Below are 13,803 nucleotides of genomic sequence, written 5' to 3'. Positions count from 1 at the left end.
CACAAGGACGATAGCCCTGTGCCCGTGCCCCAACGCCTGCCATTGGAAACGTTTGTCGTGCTGTGCGGGATGCCCCGCTGCGGGACGCGCCAGTTTGCAGATTTCCTCAATGCCCATCCGCGCCTGTGCCTGCAGGGGGAAATCCGCAGCGCCCTGGTGGGCACAATCCGCGCCACGCTGGAGGTGGGCGATCGTGCCTATGCCAGTGGCTATGCCGCCAGCTATTACCGGCAAAAGCGTGCGCAGGGGGCGATCGATCTGTTCGCGCTGCTGTCCAAGGCCAAGCGGCTGACCAAGCCGGGCGCCGACATCCACGGGTTCAAATGCCCGCAGATGGAGCGGCAGAGCGCGGCGATCGCAGCCATCGCGCGCCCTGCCTTCCGTCGCCTGGCCTGGTTGCACTGCGTCCGCAATCCGGCCGATTGCTGGCTCTCGCTCAAGGCAATGCCGTGGTTTTCCGATGGCATGGACCAATTCGTGGAACGCTATTGCAACAGCCTGGACCAAGCGCGCGCCATTGCCGATGCGCGATCTCCTCATGACTTGGCGCCAGATGGCCTGGAAACGGCGATCAGCCCGCTCGATCTCGACGCGTTCATCGCGGCCGCCAACAAGCCGGCTTGGCTGGGCCGGCATCTGTTCGCGCCGCTGGGCGTGGTGGCAAGCGAAGAAGAACTGGCGCGGTTCGTGGCCACGGTCGACAATCGCAACGCCACCGAGCGTGCCACCGGCAGCGCGCGAGCCAAGCTGCTGTGCAGCGAGGATCACGCCGCCATGGCATGCCACGCCACGCGGCTGGGCACGGCCATCGCGGCCTATAACGCCAGGTTTGGCACGGCGCTCGCGCTGCGCCTGCCACTGGCGGAGGCAGCCTGATGCGCCGGCTCTTGGCCGCCATGGCGCTGGTACTGCTGCCAATGGCGGCGCAAGCGGCCACGCTCTATCTGGCCCCGACCGGCAACGACCAGGCCGATGGCCGCACTGCCCAGACACCGCTGGCCACGCTGGCCGCCGCCGTGGCGCGCGCGCAGCAAGCGCCAGCGGGAGAGGAAACACGTGTGATCGTGCTGCCCGGCGTCTATCGCGGGCAAAGCGTGGACATCGACGGGCGCCGGCTGCAAGGCCGCCTGACGATTGCCGGGACGGCCAGCGACCCGGCGGCCTTTCCCGCCTTCCTGGGCGATGGCACCAGCGCCTGGCTGCACTATCGCGGGGCCGAAGGGCGCGATACCGGCCTCACCGTGCAGGCCTTGCGCGTGGCCCGCTATGCCACCGCGATCAGCCTCAACGGCAACCGCAACGATCCGGCCGCGTTCAACCGCGGCACGGTCCTGGAAAACCTGGTCCTGGCGCAGATCGGCAGCGATGCCGGCACAGCCAAGCCATCGACCGCCGCAATCCGCCTGGTCAACGCCAAGGATACCGTGGTGCGCGGGGTGTTTTTCCACACCATCCGCAACACGCCGCGCGACACTTGCGGCGGGCTCCACGCAATCTATCTGGCCAGCCATTCCACCGGTGCCCGGATCGAGGGCAACACGTTCCAGGATTTCTGCGGCAGCGCGATCAAACTGCGCGATGATTCGGGGGGCGCCACGATCCGCGCCAACCATTTCCGCGATGCCGACGGCGCGCCGGGAATCGAGGAATGGTTCTGCGACATGGACCGCACCAGCGAATGCACCAAGGCTGGCGGCGAATGTCCATCGACCGGCATCACCGTGACCGGCAACGATTTTGGCAATCTGCCGGCAGACCGCCGCGTGCTGGTGCGCGGATCGCGCGTGCCCCGCCCGTGGTGCCCACCCGGCAGCGCCGGCGCGCCCCGTTTTCTGCTCGACCGTGGCCAGACCCTGCCTTGAAGGAGTGCCCCGCCATGCCGAACGCTTCGCTCAAGATCGCGCTGGTGGCCGACGAGTTGACCCGCGCCTGCCTGGTGCCCGAATGCCGCATCTTGGACGTGCCCGCGCTGGCCACCGCGCAGGGTTTCCATCGGTTGCTTGCTGCCAACCGGCCCGATCTGCTGCTGGTTGAAAGCGCCTGGGCGGGATGGGAGCAGACCTGGCGATACCGCGTGGCCAGCTATCCAGGCTCTTGGCTGCGTTCGATCAGGCGGCTGCGCGTGCTGGTGCACACCGCGCGCGACATGGGCATTCCCACGGTGTTCTGGAACAAGGAAGACGGCGTCCACTTTCAGCGTTTCATCGCCAGTGCCAGGCTGTTTGACCACGTGTTCACAGTCGACGCCAATTGCCTGGCCCGTTATCGCACGGCGATGGGCGCGGATGCTTCGGTCCACGTCATGCCGTTTCCGGTGCAGCCGGCCTATCATCGCTTCACCGGGTTTGCCTTTGCCCGCAACCAGGCAAACTTCGTGGGCAGCTATTCCACCCACGTGCATCCCGCCCGCCGTGCATGGCAGGACATGGCCTTTTCCGCCGCACTGGACACCGGGCTGGGCCTGACCGTGTACGATCGCAATTCGGAACGGCCATCGCGCATCTATCGCTATCCGGCACGGTGCGGGCTGGAAGTGCACCCGGCGGTGGCGCACATCGAAACGGCGCGAATCTACAAGGAAAACCTGGTCTCGCTCAACGTCAACACGGTGACGGATTCGGCCACGATGTTTTCCCGCCGCCTGGTGGAAATCCTCGCCTGCGGGGGCATTGCCGTCACTTCAGCGGCGCGATCGGTAGACACGCTGTTTGCCGAATTTTGCCACGTGGTGCGCGATGCCGCCCATGCGCGCGACCTGTTTGCCCGCCTGCGCCACGGGCCCAGCGCGCAAGACTTGGAGCGCGCGCGCGCCGGCGCCGCCCATGTGGCCGCGCATCACACTTGGGATAGCCGGCTGGCGCAACTGGCGGCAGTGGCCGGCGTCTGAAAGACCGACCCTTGCCCATCTCCACGGGATGCCGTTGGGTCCATATCGAAGCGGTCCTTGCGCTTCATCGGGCGCCAGCCTGATTGCGCGACGCTCTCGCCCAGGCCGCATGCACCATCGCAGGACGCACCTGCGCCGAAAAACCAACCGCTTACTGCCTGCGAAACGGTTGTTTCCGCACTGGTTGGTGCCCGCGATGGCCGCCATCCTGCCTGGCCTGAACAACAAGGCATGATGGATCGGGAGTGCAAAGGTGAACGACCATGACCGCGACGGCTGGGCGCAGTTTGCCGGCAAGCGGATCTTGCTGTTGCAAGGGCCAGTGGGACCGTTCTTTGCCCACCTGGCGCGGGACCTGCGCGCCGCCGGGGCCCAGGTGTGGAAAGTCAATTTCCACGCCGGGGACCAGGTGTTCTTTCCCGGGGGAATCGCCTGGCGCGGGCAAATGGCCGATTGGCCAGCTTGGCTGGAGCGGCAACTGGACCAATGGCAGATCGATTGCGTGCTGCTGTTCGGCGATTGCCGCCCGGTGCACCAAGGCGCGCGTGCGGCCTGCGCCCGGCTGGGGGTGGCGGTGGGGGTGTTCGAGGAAGGCTATCTGCGTCCGCACCATGTGACATTCGAATGGGGTGGGGTGAACGCCGACAGCGCCTTGCCACGCGATGCGGCGGGCATTCTGGCCGCACCGGCATCGCCAGCGTCCCCGTCCCTGGTTCCGGTGCCGGCCACGTTCTGGCGCATGGCTTGGTGGGCGGTGCTCTATTTCGCGGTGGGTGCGCTGCTCGCCTGGCGGTTTCCGCACTATGTCCACCATCGGCCACTGGCCCTGGTACAGGCCTTGCCCTGGTTACGTTCGGCCTGGCGCAAACCGCTTTGCGCCTTGGCTCAGCGCGGCATGCTGGCGCGCCTGACCGGCCCGGCGAGCGGCCGCTGGTTCATGGTGCCGTTGCAGGTGCACAACGATTCGCAAGTGCTGCATCATGCCGCCACCGGCGGCGTGGCGGGGTTCATCGCCAGCACGATCGCCTCGTTTGCCCGCCATGCCCCGCCCGATTGCCTGCTGGTGATCAAGCATCACCCGATGGACCGGGGATACCGTGATTATCGCGCCATGGTGGCCGATGAAGCCGCACGCCATGGCTGCGCCGGGCGGGTGCTGTGCCTGCACGATCAGCCCACGCTGTTACTGTTGCAGCATTGCCGTGGCGTGATCACGATCAACAGCACCGTGGGGTTGAGCGCGCTGGCCCAAGGCCGCGCCACCAAGGCCGTGGGCACGGCATTCTACGACATACCGGGATTGACCTATCAAGGGCCGCTACACCGCTTCTGGCACGAAGCGCCGCTGGCCGTGCCCGATCCGGCGTTGTGGCGCCGTTTCCACGCGCTGATCCTGGCGCGCGCCCAGATCAACGGCAGCTTTTACCGCCGCGTGGTGCAGGGCACGGCCACGGGCCTTGCCCAAGCTCTCCCGCCGCCGCCCGGATGGGCGGCGGCGGCGGGATGGCGGCCCATGGCAAGACCGCCGGTGCCGCTCACAGGCTCCAGTATTGCACCCCCTCGGGAAGCGCTTGTGGCTTGAGCGCCGATTTCACATCGACCAGCACACCACCCGGGCGCAGCATGGCGGCAATGGCATCCCCGCCCAGTGCGGCATATTCACGATGCGAGACGGCATAGATGACCGCATCAAGCCCGGTGAAATCGTCCAGTGAAGCCAACGTGATGCCGAATTCATGCGCTGCGGCGGCCGGTTCGGCCAGGGGATCGTGAACCAGGGGCGCGATGCCGAAGTCCTTCAATTCACGCCAGATGTCTTCCACCTTGGAATTGCGGATATCGGGGACGTTTTCCTTGAACGTCAGCCCCAGGATGCCCACCCGCGCGGTCTTGAGGGCGCAACCGGCACCGGCCAGCATCTTGACCGTGCGCTGGGCAATGTACGCCCCCATGCCGTCGTTGATGCGCCGCCCGGCGAGGATCACCTGCGGGTGATAGCCCAGCTGCTCGGCCTTGGCGGTGAGGTAATAGGGATCGACGCCGATGCAGTGGCCACCGACCAGGCCAGGATAGAAGCGCAGGAAATTCCACTTGGTGCCTGCGGCCGCCAGCACTTCGCTGGTGCGAATGCCAACGAGGTCGCAGATCTTGGAAATCTCGTTCATCAAGGCGATGTTGATGTCGCGCTGGGTGTTCTCGATCACCTTGGCGGCTTCGGCTACCTTGATCGAGCTGGCCTTGTGGATGCCGGCCTCCACCACCGCGCCATAGAGATCGGCCAGGAGGTCCAGCGTTTCCTGATCTTCACCGGCCACGACCTTGACGATCTTTTCGAACGGGTGATCCTTGTCGCCTGGATTGATGCGTTCCGGGCTGTAGCCCAGCTTGAAATCCTGCCCGGCTTTCAGGCCCGAAACCGCCTCGATCGTGGGCGCGCAGACTTCCTCGGTGGCGCCGGGATAGACGGTCGATTCGAACACGATCACCGTGCCTTTGCGGATCACCTTGCCCAGCGTTTCGCAGGCCATGCGCACGGGCGTGAAATCAGGGCGGCGGCTTTCGTCCACGGGCGTGGGCACCGTGACGATGATTACCGGGCAATCGGCCAGCGCGGCGGCATCGTCGGTCACGACCAGCGAAGACGCGGCCAGATCCTGCGCCGAAACCTCCCCGGTATAATCGTGATGCGCGCGCAGCGTGGCAATGCGGTGCGCGCTGACGTCAAAGCCGACCACGGCAAACTTGCGGGCAAAGGCAATGGCCAGCGGCAGGCCAACATAACCAAGCCCGACCACACCGATCTTTTGCGAAAACACCCCGTTGCCCTGCACGCCTGTTCCATTCCTGCTTACGCCAACAATCTTTGGCCATAATCCCATGGCGTTACCAATCCGCAAATGGATTGGATTTTGGCGCAGCCTTTCAAGGCGTGCAACGGTGGGCCTTCCCCTGTCTGCGCAGTTTGACTAAGGGCACGATTAAACCGTTTCCCTCCCGCTCATTCCGAACGGAGTCGCCCGATGTCCGACCTTGCCACGCTCGAAGCCCCCGCCACCAACCCGGCGGTGCGCACCGACTGGAGCCGCGAGGAAATCGCCGCGCTGTTCGACCTGCCGTTTACCGAGCTGGTGTTCCGCGCCGCGGCCGTGCACCGCGATCACCATCGCGCGGGCGAAGTGCAGCTGTGCACGCTGCTGTCGATCAAGACCGGGGGCTGCCCCGAAGATTGCGGCTATTGCTCGCAGAGCGTGAAGGCCGACAGCGGCGTTGCCGCCAGCAAGCTGATGGATGTGCAGGCCGTGCTGCAATCGGCGGCCCAGGCGCGCGATGCCGGTTCCAAGCGGTTCTGCATGGGCGCGGCCTGGCGCAACCCCAAGGACCGCGACATGGGCGCCATCGTGCAGATGGTGAAGGGCGTGCGCGAAATGGGCATGGAAACCTGCATGACGCTGGGCATGCTCACCCCCGATCAGGCTGCTCAACTGGCCGAAGCCGGCCTGGATTACTACAATCACAACATCGATACCTCGCCCGAACGCTATAACGAGGTGATCACCACCCGCACGTTCCAGGACCGGCTCGATACCTTGAGCGTGGTGCGCGAAGCAGGGATCAACGTCTGTTCGGGCGGCATCGTGGGCATGGGTGAAACCCGCGCCGATCGCGTCGGCTTCGTCCACGCGCTGGCCACGCTGGAACAGCACCCGGAAAGCGTGCCGGTCAACGCGCTGGTGCCGGTGAAGGGCACCGTGCTGGGCGACATGCTGGCCGATACGCCGCTGGCCAAGATCGATGACATCGAATTCGTGCGCACCGTGGCCGTGGCGCGGATCACCATGCCGCTCTCGATGGTGCGCCTTTCGGCCGGTCGCGAAAGCATGAGCGAGGCGACCCAGGCACTATGCTTCCTGGCGGGTGCGAACTCGATCTTCACCGGCGACAAGCTGCTGACCGCGCCCAACGCGGGTGATGACAGCGACGCAGCAATGTTCGCGCGCCTGGGCCTCAAGCCCATGGAAGGCGAAGAGCCGCTACGGGCGATGAAGGCAGTGGGTGGTTGCTCGGGCGGCTGCGCGGCCTGAGCCCATGGACAGCGTGATCGCCACGGATCTGTGGCAGGCCCAGTCCGCCGATCTGGCGGCACTGGAAAGCCGCGCCCGCCTGCGCGCGCTGACCCCGCGTTCCGGGGTGGATTTCGCCAGCAACGATTATCTCGCCCTGGCGCAATCACCGCGCCTGCGCGCCGCCGTGGCCGATGCCCTGGCGCGCGGAGTGGCGGTCGGTTCGGGCGGATCGCGCCTGCTGCGCGGCAACGATCCCGAGCACGAGGCGCTGGAGGCCCAAGCCGCCGCGTTCTTTGGCTGCGAAAGCACGCTGTGGTTCAGCGCGGGCTATGCCGGCAACGTGGCGCTGATCGCCACCCTGCCGCAGCGCGATGACCTGGTGATCTGTGACGAATTGATCCACGCCTCGGTCCATGAAGGGCTGCGGCTGACGCGTGCGCAAACCGCCATGGCCGCGCACAACCAAGCCGATGCCTTTGAAACCCTGGCACGGGAATGGCGCGCGGACGGCCACAAGGGGCGCCTGTGGCTGTGCGTCGAAAGCCTCTATTCGATGGATGGCGATCGCGCGCCGCTGGATGACCTGGCCGCCGTGGCAGAACGATACGGCGCCATCCTGATCATCGACGAAGCCCATGCCACTGGCGTATTTGGCCCGGATGGCCGGGGCCTGGCCGCGCATCTCGATGGCCGGGAAGACGTGATCGTGCTGCGCACCTGTGGCAAGGCGCTGGGCTGCGAAGGCGCGCTAGTGTGCGGGCCGCGCGTGGTGCGCGATTTCCTGGTCAACCGGGGCCGCCCGTTCATCTTTTCCACCGCGCCCAGCCCACTGATGGCAAGTGCTGTGCGCGAGGCCTTGCGCATCTGCGCCGAGGAACCGGAGCGGCGCGCGGCGCTGGCCACGTTGATCGACCATGCCGCACGGGTGCTTGGTCCCTTGGGCGCCAGCGTGAGCGGCAGCCAGGTCATGCCGCTGATCTTAAAGGACGATGCGCGCACCATGGCCGTGGCGACACGGTTGCAACGGGCGGGGTTCGACATTCGCGGCATCCGCCCGCCCACCGTGCCGGACGGCACCAGCCGGTTGCGCATTTCATTGACGCTCAACGCCAGCCCCGCCGATGTGGACGCGCTGGCTGCCACGCTTGAGGAGGTGCTTTGACATGCCCCGCTATGTCGTGACCGGAACCGATACCGGCATCGGCAAGACCGTGTTCAGCGCCGCGCTGGCCAATGCGCTGGGCGCCCATTACTGGAAGCCGGTGCAATCGGGCCTGGATGACGGCGCCGACCGCGATGCCGTGGCCACCCTGGCGCAATTGCCGCCCGAGCGCGTGCTGCCCGAAGCCTATCGCCTGACTCAGCCACTTTCCCCCCATCGTGCGGCAGAACTGGACGGCTTGCAGATCGATCCGGCCCGGCTGGCCCCGCCCGAGCTGGACAACCTGGTGGTCGAGGGCGCCGGCGGCGCGCTGGTGCCGATCACGCGCGGCACGCTCTATGCCGATCTGTTCGCCTGGTGGAACCTGCCGGTCATCATCGTTGCGCGCACGGGCCTGGGCACAATCAACCACAGCCTGCTGACCGTGGAAGCATTGCGTGCGCGCGGGGTGCCGATCCATGGCATCGCCTTTGTCGGCGCGGCCAACGAAGACAACGAGCAGACGATTGCCGCCATGGGCAAAGTCCGCAGGCTGGGCCGGCTGGACCGGCTTGATCCGCTGACACCGCAAACCCTGGCCGCTGCCTTTGCCACAGGCTTTGCGCTGGAGGATTTCGCGTGAGCCAATCGCCCGTCTGGCATCCGTTCTGGCAGCATGGCCTGGGCCTGCCGATCCCCACGGTGGCGCGCGGCGAAGGCGCGGCGCTGGTGCTGGAAGACGGCAGCCGGGTGATCGATGCGATCTCGTCTTGGTGGGTGACCACGCACGGGCACAACAACCCGCGCATCATGGCCGCGATCCGCGCGCAAACCGAAAAGCTGGACCAGGTGATCTTTGCCGGGTGGACGCATCAACCGGCCGAAGAGGTGGCGCGCGGCCTGGTGGCCATGTTGCCCGAGCCGCTGACCCGCGTGTTCTTTTCCGACAGCGGCAGCACTTGCGTGGAAGTGGCGCTGAAAATGGCGCTGGGCTTCTGGGCCAACCGTGGCGAGCCGCGCCACCGCATCCTGGTGATGGAACATTCCTATCACGGCGATACCATCGGCACGATGTCGGTGGGAGAGCGCGGGGTCTATAACGCGGCCTATGCCCCCCTGCTGTTCGACGTGGGCACGGTGCCGTTTCCGCATGCCGATGGCGCCAACACCATCGCCGCGCTGGAACTTGCCTGCCGCGAAAAGCCGGCAGCCCTGATCGTGGAGCCGCTGGTGCTGGGCGCAGGGGGCATGCTGTTCTATCCGCCCGCCATACTGGCCGAAATGGCGCACGTCTGCCGCCGCCATGGCGTGCTGCTGATTGCCGATGAAGTGATGACCGGGTTCGGCCGCACCGGCACGCTGCTGGCCTGCGACCAGGCCGGCGTGGTGCCCGATATCCTGTGCCTGGCCAAAGGCCTGACCGGCGGATCGATGCCGCTGGCGGTGACGGTGGCGCAGGAGCCGATCTTTGCCGCGCACTGGTCCACCGACCGAGCCAGGTTGTTCTACCACTCGTCGAGCTACACGGCGAATCCGATCGCCTGCGCGGCGGCGGTGGAAAACCTGGCGATCTGGCGCGAGGAGCCGGTACAGGCGCGGATCGACACGCTGGCGCAGAACCAGCAGGCCTTGCTGGACCGGCTGGCCAGCCTGCCGGGCGCCAATAACCCGCGCCGCTGCGGCACGATCATCGCGGTGGACTTTGCCACGCCCGATGGCGGCTATCTCTCTGCCCTGGCACCGCACCTGATGGGCTTTGCCCGCGACAACGGCGTACTGCTGCGCCCGCTGGGCAACACCGTCTATGTGCTGCCGCCCTATTGCATCACGCCAGAGGATCTGGCGCGCGTGGGCGATGTGGTGGAAGCAGGGCTGGCAGCCCTGCCCCGCTGACCACACAAGCTCAGTAAGCGCTGCGCGTCGAAGCCCCCATGAAGGGGAAGCGAACCACGCGGCCGGTCAGCATCGCGGACTTGAACAGGATGCGCGCCTTGTCGGCCTCTTCGATCGTCAAGAAAACCACGTGGGTGCCGCCCGACTTGAGCGGTTCGATCGAACTGATGCGCAGCGACTTGGCTTCGCATTGCTTGATCGCAGCCGTCTCTTCGACCGAAATGTTGAGCGCGCGGGTGGTGACAATTGCCGTCATGGGGAAATCTCCTGGCCGGAAGACCCGGTTCGCAAGGCCTGCGAAACGGGCAACGTGGGCAAATGCGCCCGATTGCGTTTGGGCGATCAGGCCGCCGCGGGCGCGTCCGGCTGGGCAAACCATTCGGGATAGGCCGCAACGCCCAGCTTCTGGCGCAGCCGGGCAATGCGCGTTTCGTAATGGCGTACGAGATCGTAACGGCTGCCCGCACGGCGATCACGCGGCGCTTGGGCATCCATCACCGCAACCTGATGCTGAAAAAGAAGATGATTGAGGTCCACGGTCGTTCTCCTGCCAGATGCGGGAGCGCGATGGTCTCTCAGGCGCCTGATGCATCCAGGATATTTGCATCCATGACAGGGGGCGATGCGCAGCTTATGGCAAATCACGCCAATAATTGCAAGTGAAATTTAAAAATCGAATTTCAAGTACATTTCGATCTTCAATTGGTTTATATTTATGATCTATTCGAATTATGCCGAATTTAATTTCGCAAGGTTCAAATAGACAGGATAAATTCTAGATTTCAGCGTAACATCACCTTTAAGCTAATTTTCCTGGCAAGCAGACTCGCGCCGCAAGGTTCCAAACTGCATTCCGCCGTCTTGCCCCCCGCAGAACCGGCACGGTCTGCCACCGCCTGTCTTGCGCGCGAGACTGCCCCTGGACACCGCCGCCCGTTCAGGATCGTGGGAAAGCAAGTTGGACTCTCAACAGAAATCGAGAACGGGTCGATTAGATGGCACCGTTTCAGTGCGATCCCACCATATCCCACGTATTTTCCCTTACTGGTCAATACGGTTACAGCAACGAAGACTGCCACGGCGTCAACCGCGTCTGGAGCGGGCATGTTAAAGGAAAACGGCAAGATTGTGCAGACCGGGCGGCGAATCCCTGCCGCCCTTTGCTGGCAACTTGCAGGACGGCCGCACATGGCGCTTTTTAAGAACACCCGTTTTCGCCAGTCACTGCTGGTCACGGCTGCCATCGTGGCAGCGCCGGCACTGGCGACAACGGTCATCCTCACTGCGGGGAAAGCACCAGCGTCCCAATCCAGCCAGCCGGTTGCGGCGGTCACGCTTGCCGCCAGCACGGGCACCGCAACCACGGCGGTGGTGGCCGCTTCGGCAGCCGCCACCGCCGCCTCGACCGGCGGCAGCCCGCTGCTATTGGGCGCGCAGACGCATTTCAGCCAGGGTTGGGCCACTGGAGTGGGCGATCTGGCCGCGCAGGCGCAAGCGCCGCTCTTGCGCGATTCACTGCCCTGGGCGGCGGGTGAGGTGACCAAGGGGCAATATGCGCTGGGCAGCGCAGCGGCGCAGAACTTGGTGGCTGCGTGCCAGGCAGGGCGGCGGCTGATCCTGACGGAAATTCCGGTCAACCCGCTTTACGACAATGGCTTGTGGGTTTCGTCCGAACAGGGGCGCACGGCCTATGCCGCCTATCTTGGCGCTCTGAAAGACAAGTTCGGATCGTGCCTTGCCGCGATCGAGCTGGGCAATGAGATCAACGGCAGCCGGGCGATGGTCTTCGCCAGCGGGATCGACAGTGTGGCGGCCTATGTGCGCATTGCCGCCGCCGCGCGCGCGCGGTTGGGCGGCAATCCCGCGCTGCTGGGCGGATCGACCAACATGATCGGCACCGGCTTCCTGCGCCCGCTGTTTGCCGCCGGGCTGCTCTCACAGGTCGACGGCCTGGCCGTGCACCCCTATCGCAACCGGGGCGAAGGGTTGGACGTGGAAATGGCGCAGCTCTGGGCGGCCATGGATGCCTCGGGCCGGCGCGTGCCGGTCTGGGCCACGGAATTCGGACTCGCCACACCAGACCAGGGGTTGGCGGCCGGCGAACTGGTCAAGCAGGCCACGCTGCTGGCGGCAAACGGCGTGGGCCAGGCCAGCTGGTATGCGCTGATCGACCAGACCGGCTTTCCCACCATGGGGCTTTTTGCCGGCACCGCGATCAAGGACCAGGGTCGCGCGTTCCGCTTCCTGCAAGCAAGCGTGCTGCCCAAGGGGCGCCCGATGCGGCTCGACCTGGGCGATCCGCTGCTGTTTGCCTATCGCTTTGGCAGCGATACCACGGTGGTGTGGGGAAGCCCGCGCGGGCTGGTACTGGGCAATGGCACGCGTGCCTATGGCCCCACCGGCGCCGCGCTCGCCGCGCCCTTGATCGGGGACCAGCCGATCGTGCTGGTGGGCAAGGGCTATACCATCGGGTCTTCGGCCGTGGTGGCCGATACGCTGCTTGGCTGGGGCACGCCGGCCTGGCGCTATTTCGTGCGGGGCAAGACCGGCGCCGATACCGCGCTCGATTGGCTGGACGATACCTGGACCGGCTATTTCGGCAACAAGTTCAGCAAGCCCTTGCGCATCAACGCGACAAGCGCAGCGCCTGCGGGCGATGCCAGCGCACCGCTGCGCGCGGTGTGGCGCTATACGGCACCGGCGGCCCAGGCGGTGGATCTGCGCGGCTGCTTTGCCAAGGCGGCCAACGGCGACGGGGTGGACCTGTCCGTGCTGCGCAATGGCAAGGTCTTGTGGCAAGGCACGGTCACCACCGCGCTCCAACCCGGCCCGGTGGCGGTGGACCTCGCCGCAGGTGACAAGCTCGACCTGGTGGCCGGGCCGAACCAGACCTTTGGCGGCGACGCGTTCTTCTACCGCGTGGTGCTGTTCCGCCGGGGCCAGAGCACGGCGGTACCCTGCCCCAACTGATCAAGGCGTGGCTGGGACGGGGGCAGGCGCGGGAACGGTAGCGGGTTGCGGTGCCTGGTTGGGCACCCGGCGCGCGGTGATCACTTTCACCGGCTGGGCCAGCATCTGCCCGCGCATGGCCCCTTCACCCAGCGTGGGGGAAATCGGCATGTCCCAGATCTTGCGCACCACATCCATGCCCGAAACCACGTGGCCGAACGCGGCATAGCCCAATTGGGTATCAGTAACGGCTTTGGCGGGATCGGCGCTGGCCGGATCGGCATCCAGACTGGGAATATCCGACAACAGGATCGAAAAATCCGACGTCGCCGTGCCCGGTGCCAGCCGCGCCAGGGAAAGCGTGCCGGCCTTGTGCAGAATGCCGGTCTGGCTGGTGGGTTCGTGCGCCACCGGCTTGAACAGCTTGGCACCGTCGCGGATGCCGCCCTGCAAGAGCCCGTTGGGCTGCTGCCCCCATTCAAGGTGCATGGCGCGGTAGAACATCATCCCGTCATAGCGCTTGCTGTCCACGTAGTGCAGGAAATTGCCCACGCTGACCGGCGCATGCTTCCCGTCCAGTTCCACCACGATGGTGCCCTGGTCGGTCACCAGCGCAACGGTCGCGACATCGGGAACCGGGGCCGGTGCCGCTTCGACCGGCGCCTTGGCAGGTGCGGCGCGCAACGCGGGCTTGCGCACAGGGGCCGCACCGGCGGCGGCGAACATCAGGTGGGAAGCGGCCAGGGCCAAGGCCAGGCGAGGGATATGGAAAGCGAATCGCGTGATCATCGGGCAATCCTGCCCGAAGTTGACACGGCCGGACATCCCAAAGGCGCATCCCACGGTCAGGCTGCGCACCATGGATCATG

13 protein-coding genes are annotated in these 13,803 nt (G+C 65.9%); 9 read left to right on the top strand and 4 right to left on the bottom strand.

Going from position 1 to position 13,803, the window contains the following annotated elements:
- Window positions 1-18 precede the first annotated feature (18 nt).
- From FHW94_RS12825 to FHW94_RS12810, 4 genes are all read left to right on the top strand, one after another.
- Window positions 19-876 (top strand): tetratricopeptide repeat protein, encoded by an 858-nt coding sequence (locus tag FHW94_RS12825; protein WP_168556242.1) that lies wholly within the window; start codon window positions 19-21, stop codon window positions 874-876.
- A complete protein-coding gene (locus tag FHW94_RS12820; protein WP_168556241.1) occupies window positions 876-1,862 on the top strand; it encodes a hypothetical protein in 987 nt (328 codons plus the stop codon). The genes FHW94_RS12825 and FHW94_RS12820 overlap by 1 nt, the downstream gene beginning before the upstream one ends.
- 14 nt (window positions 1,863-1,876) lie before the next feature.
- A complete protein-coding gene (locus tag FHW94_RS12815) occupies window positions 1,877-2,887 on the top strand; it encodes a glycosyltransferase (protein ID WP_168556240.1) in 1,011 nt (336 codons plus the stop codon).
- Between the two features lie 253 nt (window positions 2,888-3,140).
- Window positions 3,141-4,469, top strand: coding sequence for a capsular biosynthesis protein (locus FHW94_RS12810; RefSeq protein WP_168556239.1), 1,329 nt, complete (start codon window positions 3,141-3,143; stop codon window positions 4,467-4,469).
- Here the strand turns inward: FHW94_RS12810 and FHW94_RS12805 are convergent.
- Window positions 4,423-5,718, bottom strand: a complete 1,296-nt coding sequence (locus tag FHW94_RS12805; protein WP_349237512.1) for a nucleotide sugar dehydrogenase — start codon at window positions 5,716-5,718, stop codon at window positions 4,423-4,425. The genes FHW94_RS12810 and FHW94_RS12805 overlap by 47 nt on opposite strands.
- A 189-nt stretch (window positions 5,719-5,907) precedes the next feature.
- On the opposite strand from FHW94_RS12805, the gene bioB reads away from it, so the two are divergent.
- Genes bioB through FHW94_RS12785 form a run of 4 tightly spaced genes read left to right on the top strand, consistent with a single transcriptional unit; the run spans window position 5,908 to window position 9,985 of the window.
- Entirely contained in the window at window positions 5,908-6,969 is a 1,062-nt protein-coding gene (gene bioB / locus FHW94_RS12800) for a biotin synthase BioB (protein WP_168556237.1), read from the top strand.
- Window positions 6,970-6,973: 4 nt separating this feature from the next.
- Entirely contained in the window at window positions 6,974-8,113 is a 1,140-nt protein-coding gene (locus FHW94_RS12795) for an 8-amino-7-oxononanoate synthase (protein ID WP_168556236.1), read from the top strand.
- 1 nt (window position 8,114) lies between these two features.
- Window positions 8,115-8,735 (top strand): dethiobiotin synthase, encoded by a 621-nt coding sequence (gene bioD / locus FHW94_RS12790; RefSeq protein WP_168556235.1) that lies wholly within the window; start codon window positions 8,115-8,117, stop codon window positions 8,733-8,735.
- Window positions 8,732-9,985: an adenosylmethionine--8-amino-7-oxononanoate transaminase gene (locus tag FHW94_RS12785; protein WP_168556234.1), complete on the top strand. Its 1,254-nt coding sequence runs from the start codon at window positions 8,732-8,734 to the stop codon at window positions 9,983-9,985. The genes bioD and FHW94_RS12785 overlap by 4 nt, the downstream gene beginning before the upstream one ends.
- A gap of 10 nt (window positions 9,986-9,995) precedes the next feature.
- Here FHW94_RS12785 and FHW94_RS12780 read toward each other — a convergent pair whose 3' ends face one another.
- Both FHW94_RS12780 and FHW94_RS12775 read right to left on the bottom strand, forming a co-directional pair.
- Complete coding sequence (locus FHW94_RS12780; RefSeq protein ID WP_210425654.1) at window positions 9,996-10,241, bottom strand: hypothetical protein; 246 nt, start codon at window positions 10,239-10,241, stop codon at window positions 9,996-9,998.
- An 86-nt stretch (window positions 10,242-10,327) separates the two neighbouring features.
- On the bottom strand, window positions 10,328-10,522 hold the full coding sequence (locus FHW94_RS12775) for a hypothetical protein (RefSeq protein ID WP_168556233.1): 195 nt from the start codon (window positions 10,520-10,522) through the stop codon (window positions 10,328-10,330).
- A gap of 651 nt (window positions 10,523-11,173) precedes the next feature.
- On the opposite strand from FHW94_RS12775, the gene FHW94_RS12770 reads away from it, so the two are divergent.
- Window positions 11,174-12,955 (top strand): hypothetical protein, encoded by a 1,782-nt coding sequence (locus FHW94_RS12770; protein WP_168556232.1) that lies wholly within the window; start codon window positions 11,174-11,176, stop codon window positions 12,953-12,955.
- On the opposite strand, the gene FHW94_RS12765 is transcribed toward FHW94_RS12770, so the two are convergent.
- Window positions 12,956-13,723: a peptidylprolyl isomerase gene (locus FHW94_RS12765; protein WP_168556231.1), complete on the bottom strand. Its 768-nt coding sequence runs from the start codon at window positions 13,721-13,723 to the stop codon at window positions 12,956-12,958.
- Window positions 13,724-13,803: the final 80 nt, after the last annotated feature.

Origin of the sequence: Novosphingobium sp. SG720 (genome assembly GCF_012275365.1) — a bacterium.
In the GTDB taxonomy this organism is placed as follows: Bacteria; Pseudomonadota; Alphaproteobacteria; order Sphingomonadales; family Sphingomonadaceae; genus Novosphingobium; species Novosphingobium rhizosphaerae.
This window is presented reverse-complemented; position numbering and strand designations above follow the sequence as displayed.

What these genes read in the sequence shown, in the direction of transcription:
- FHW94_RS12820 (WP_168556241.1), top strand. Translation starts at nt 876, where the DNA reads ATGCGCCGGCTCTTGGCCGCCATGGCGCTGGTACTGCTGCCAATGGCG.
- FHW94_RS12815 (WP_168556240.1), top strand. Translation starts at nt 1,877, where the DNA reads ATGCCGAACGCTTCGCTCAAGATCGCGCTGGTGGCCGACGAGTTGACC.
- bioB (WP_168556237.1), top strand. Translation starts at nt 5,908, where the DNA reads ATGTCCGACCTTGCCACGCTCGAAGCCCCCGCCACCAACCCGGCGGTG.
- FHW94_RS12795 (WP_168556236.1), top strand. Translation starts at nt 6,974, where the DNA reads ATGGACAGCGTGATCGCCACGGATCTGTGGCAGGCCCAGTCCGCCGAT.
- bioD (WP_168556235.1), top strand. Translation starts at nt 8,115, where the DNA reads ATGCCCCGCTATGTCGTGACCGGAACCGATACCGGCATCGGCAAGACC.
- FHW94_RS12780 (WP_210425654.1), bottom strand. Translation starts at nt 10,241, where the DNA reads ATGACGGCAATTGTCACCACCCGCGCGCTCAACATTTCGGTCGAAGAG.
- FHW94_RS12770 (WP_168556232.1), top strand. Translation starts at nt 11,174, where the DNA reads ATGGCGCTTTTTAAGAACACCCGTTTTCGCCAGTCACTGCTGGTCACG.
- FHW94_RS12765 (WP_168556231.1), bottom strand. Translation starts at nt 13,723, where the DNA reads ATGATCACGCGATTCGCTTTCCATATCCCTCGCCTGGCCTTGGCCCTG.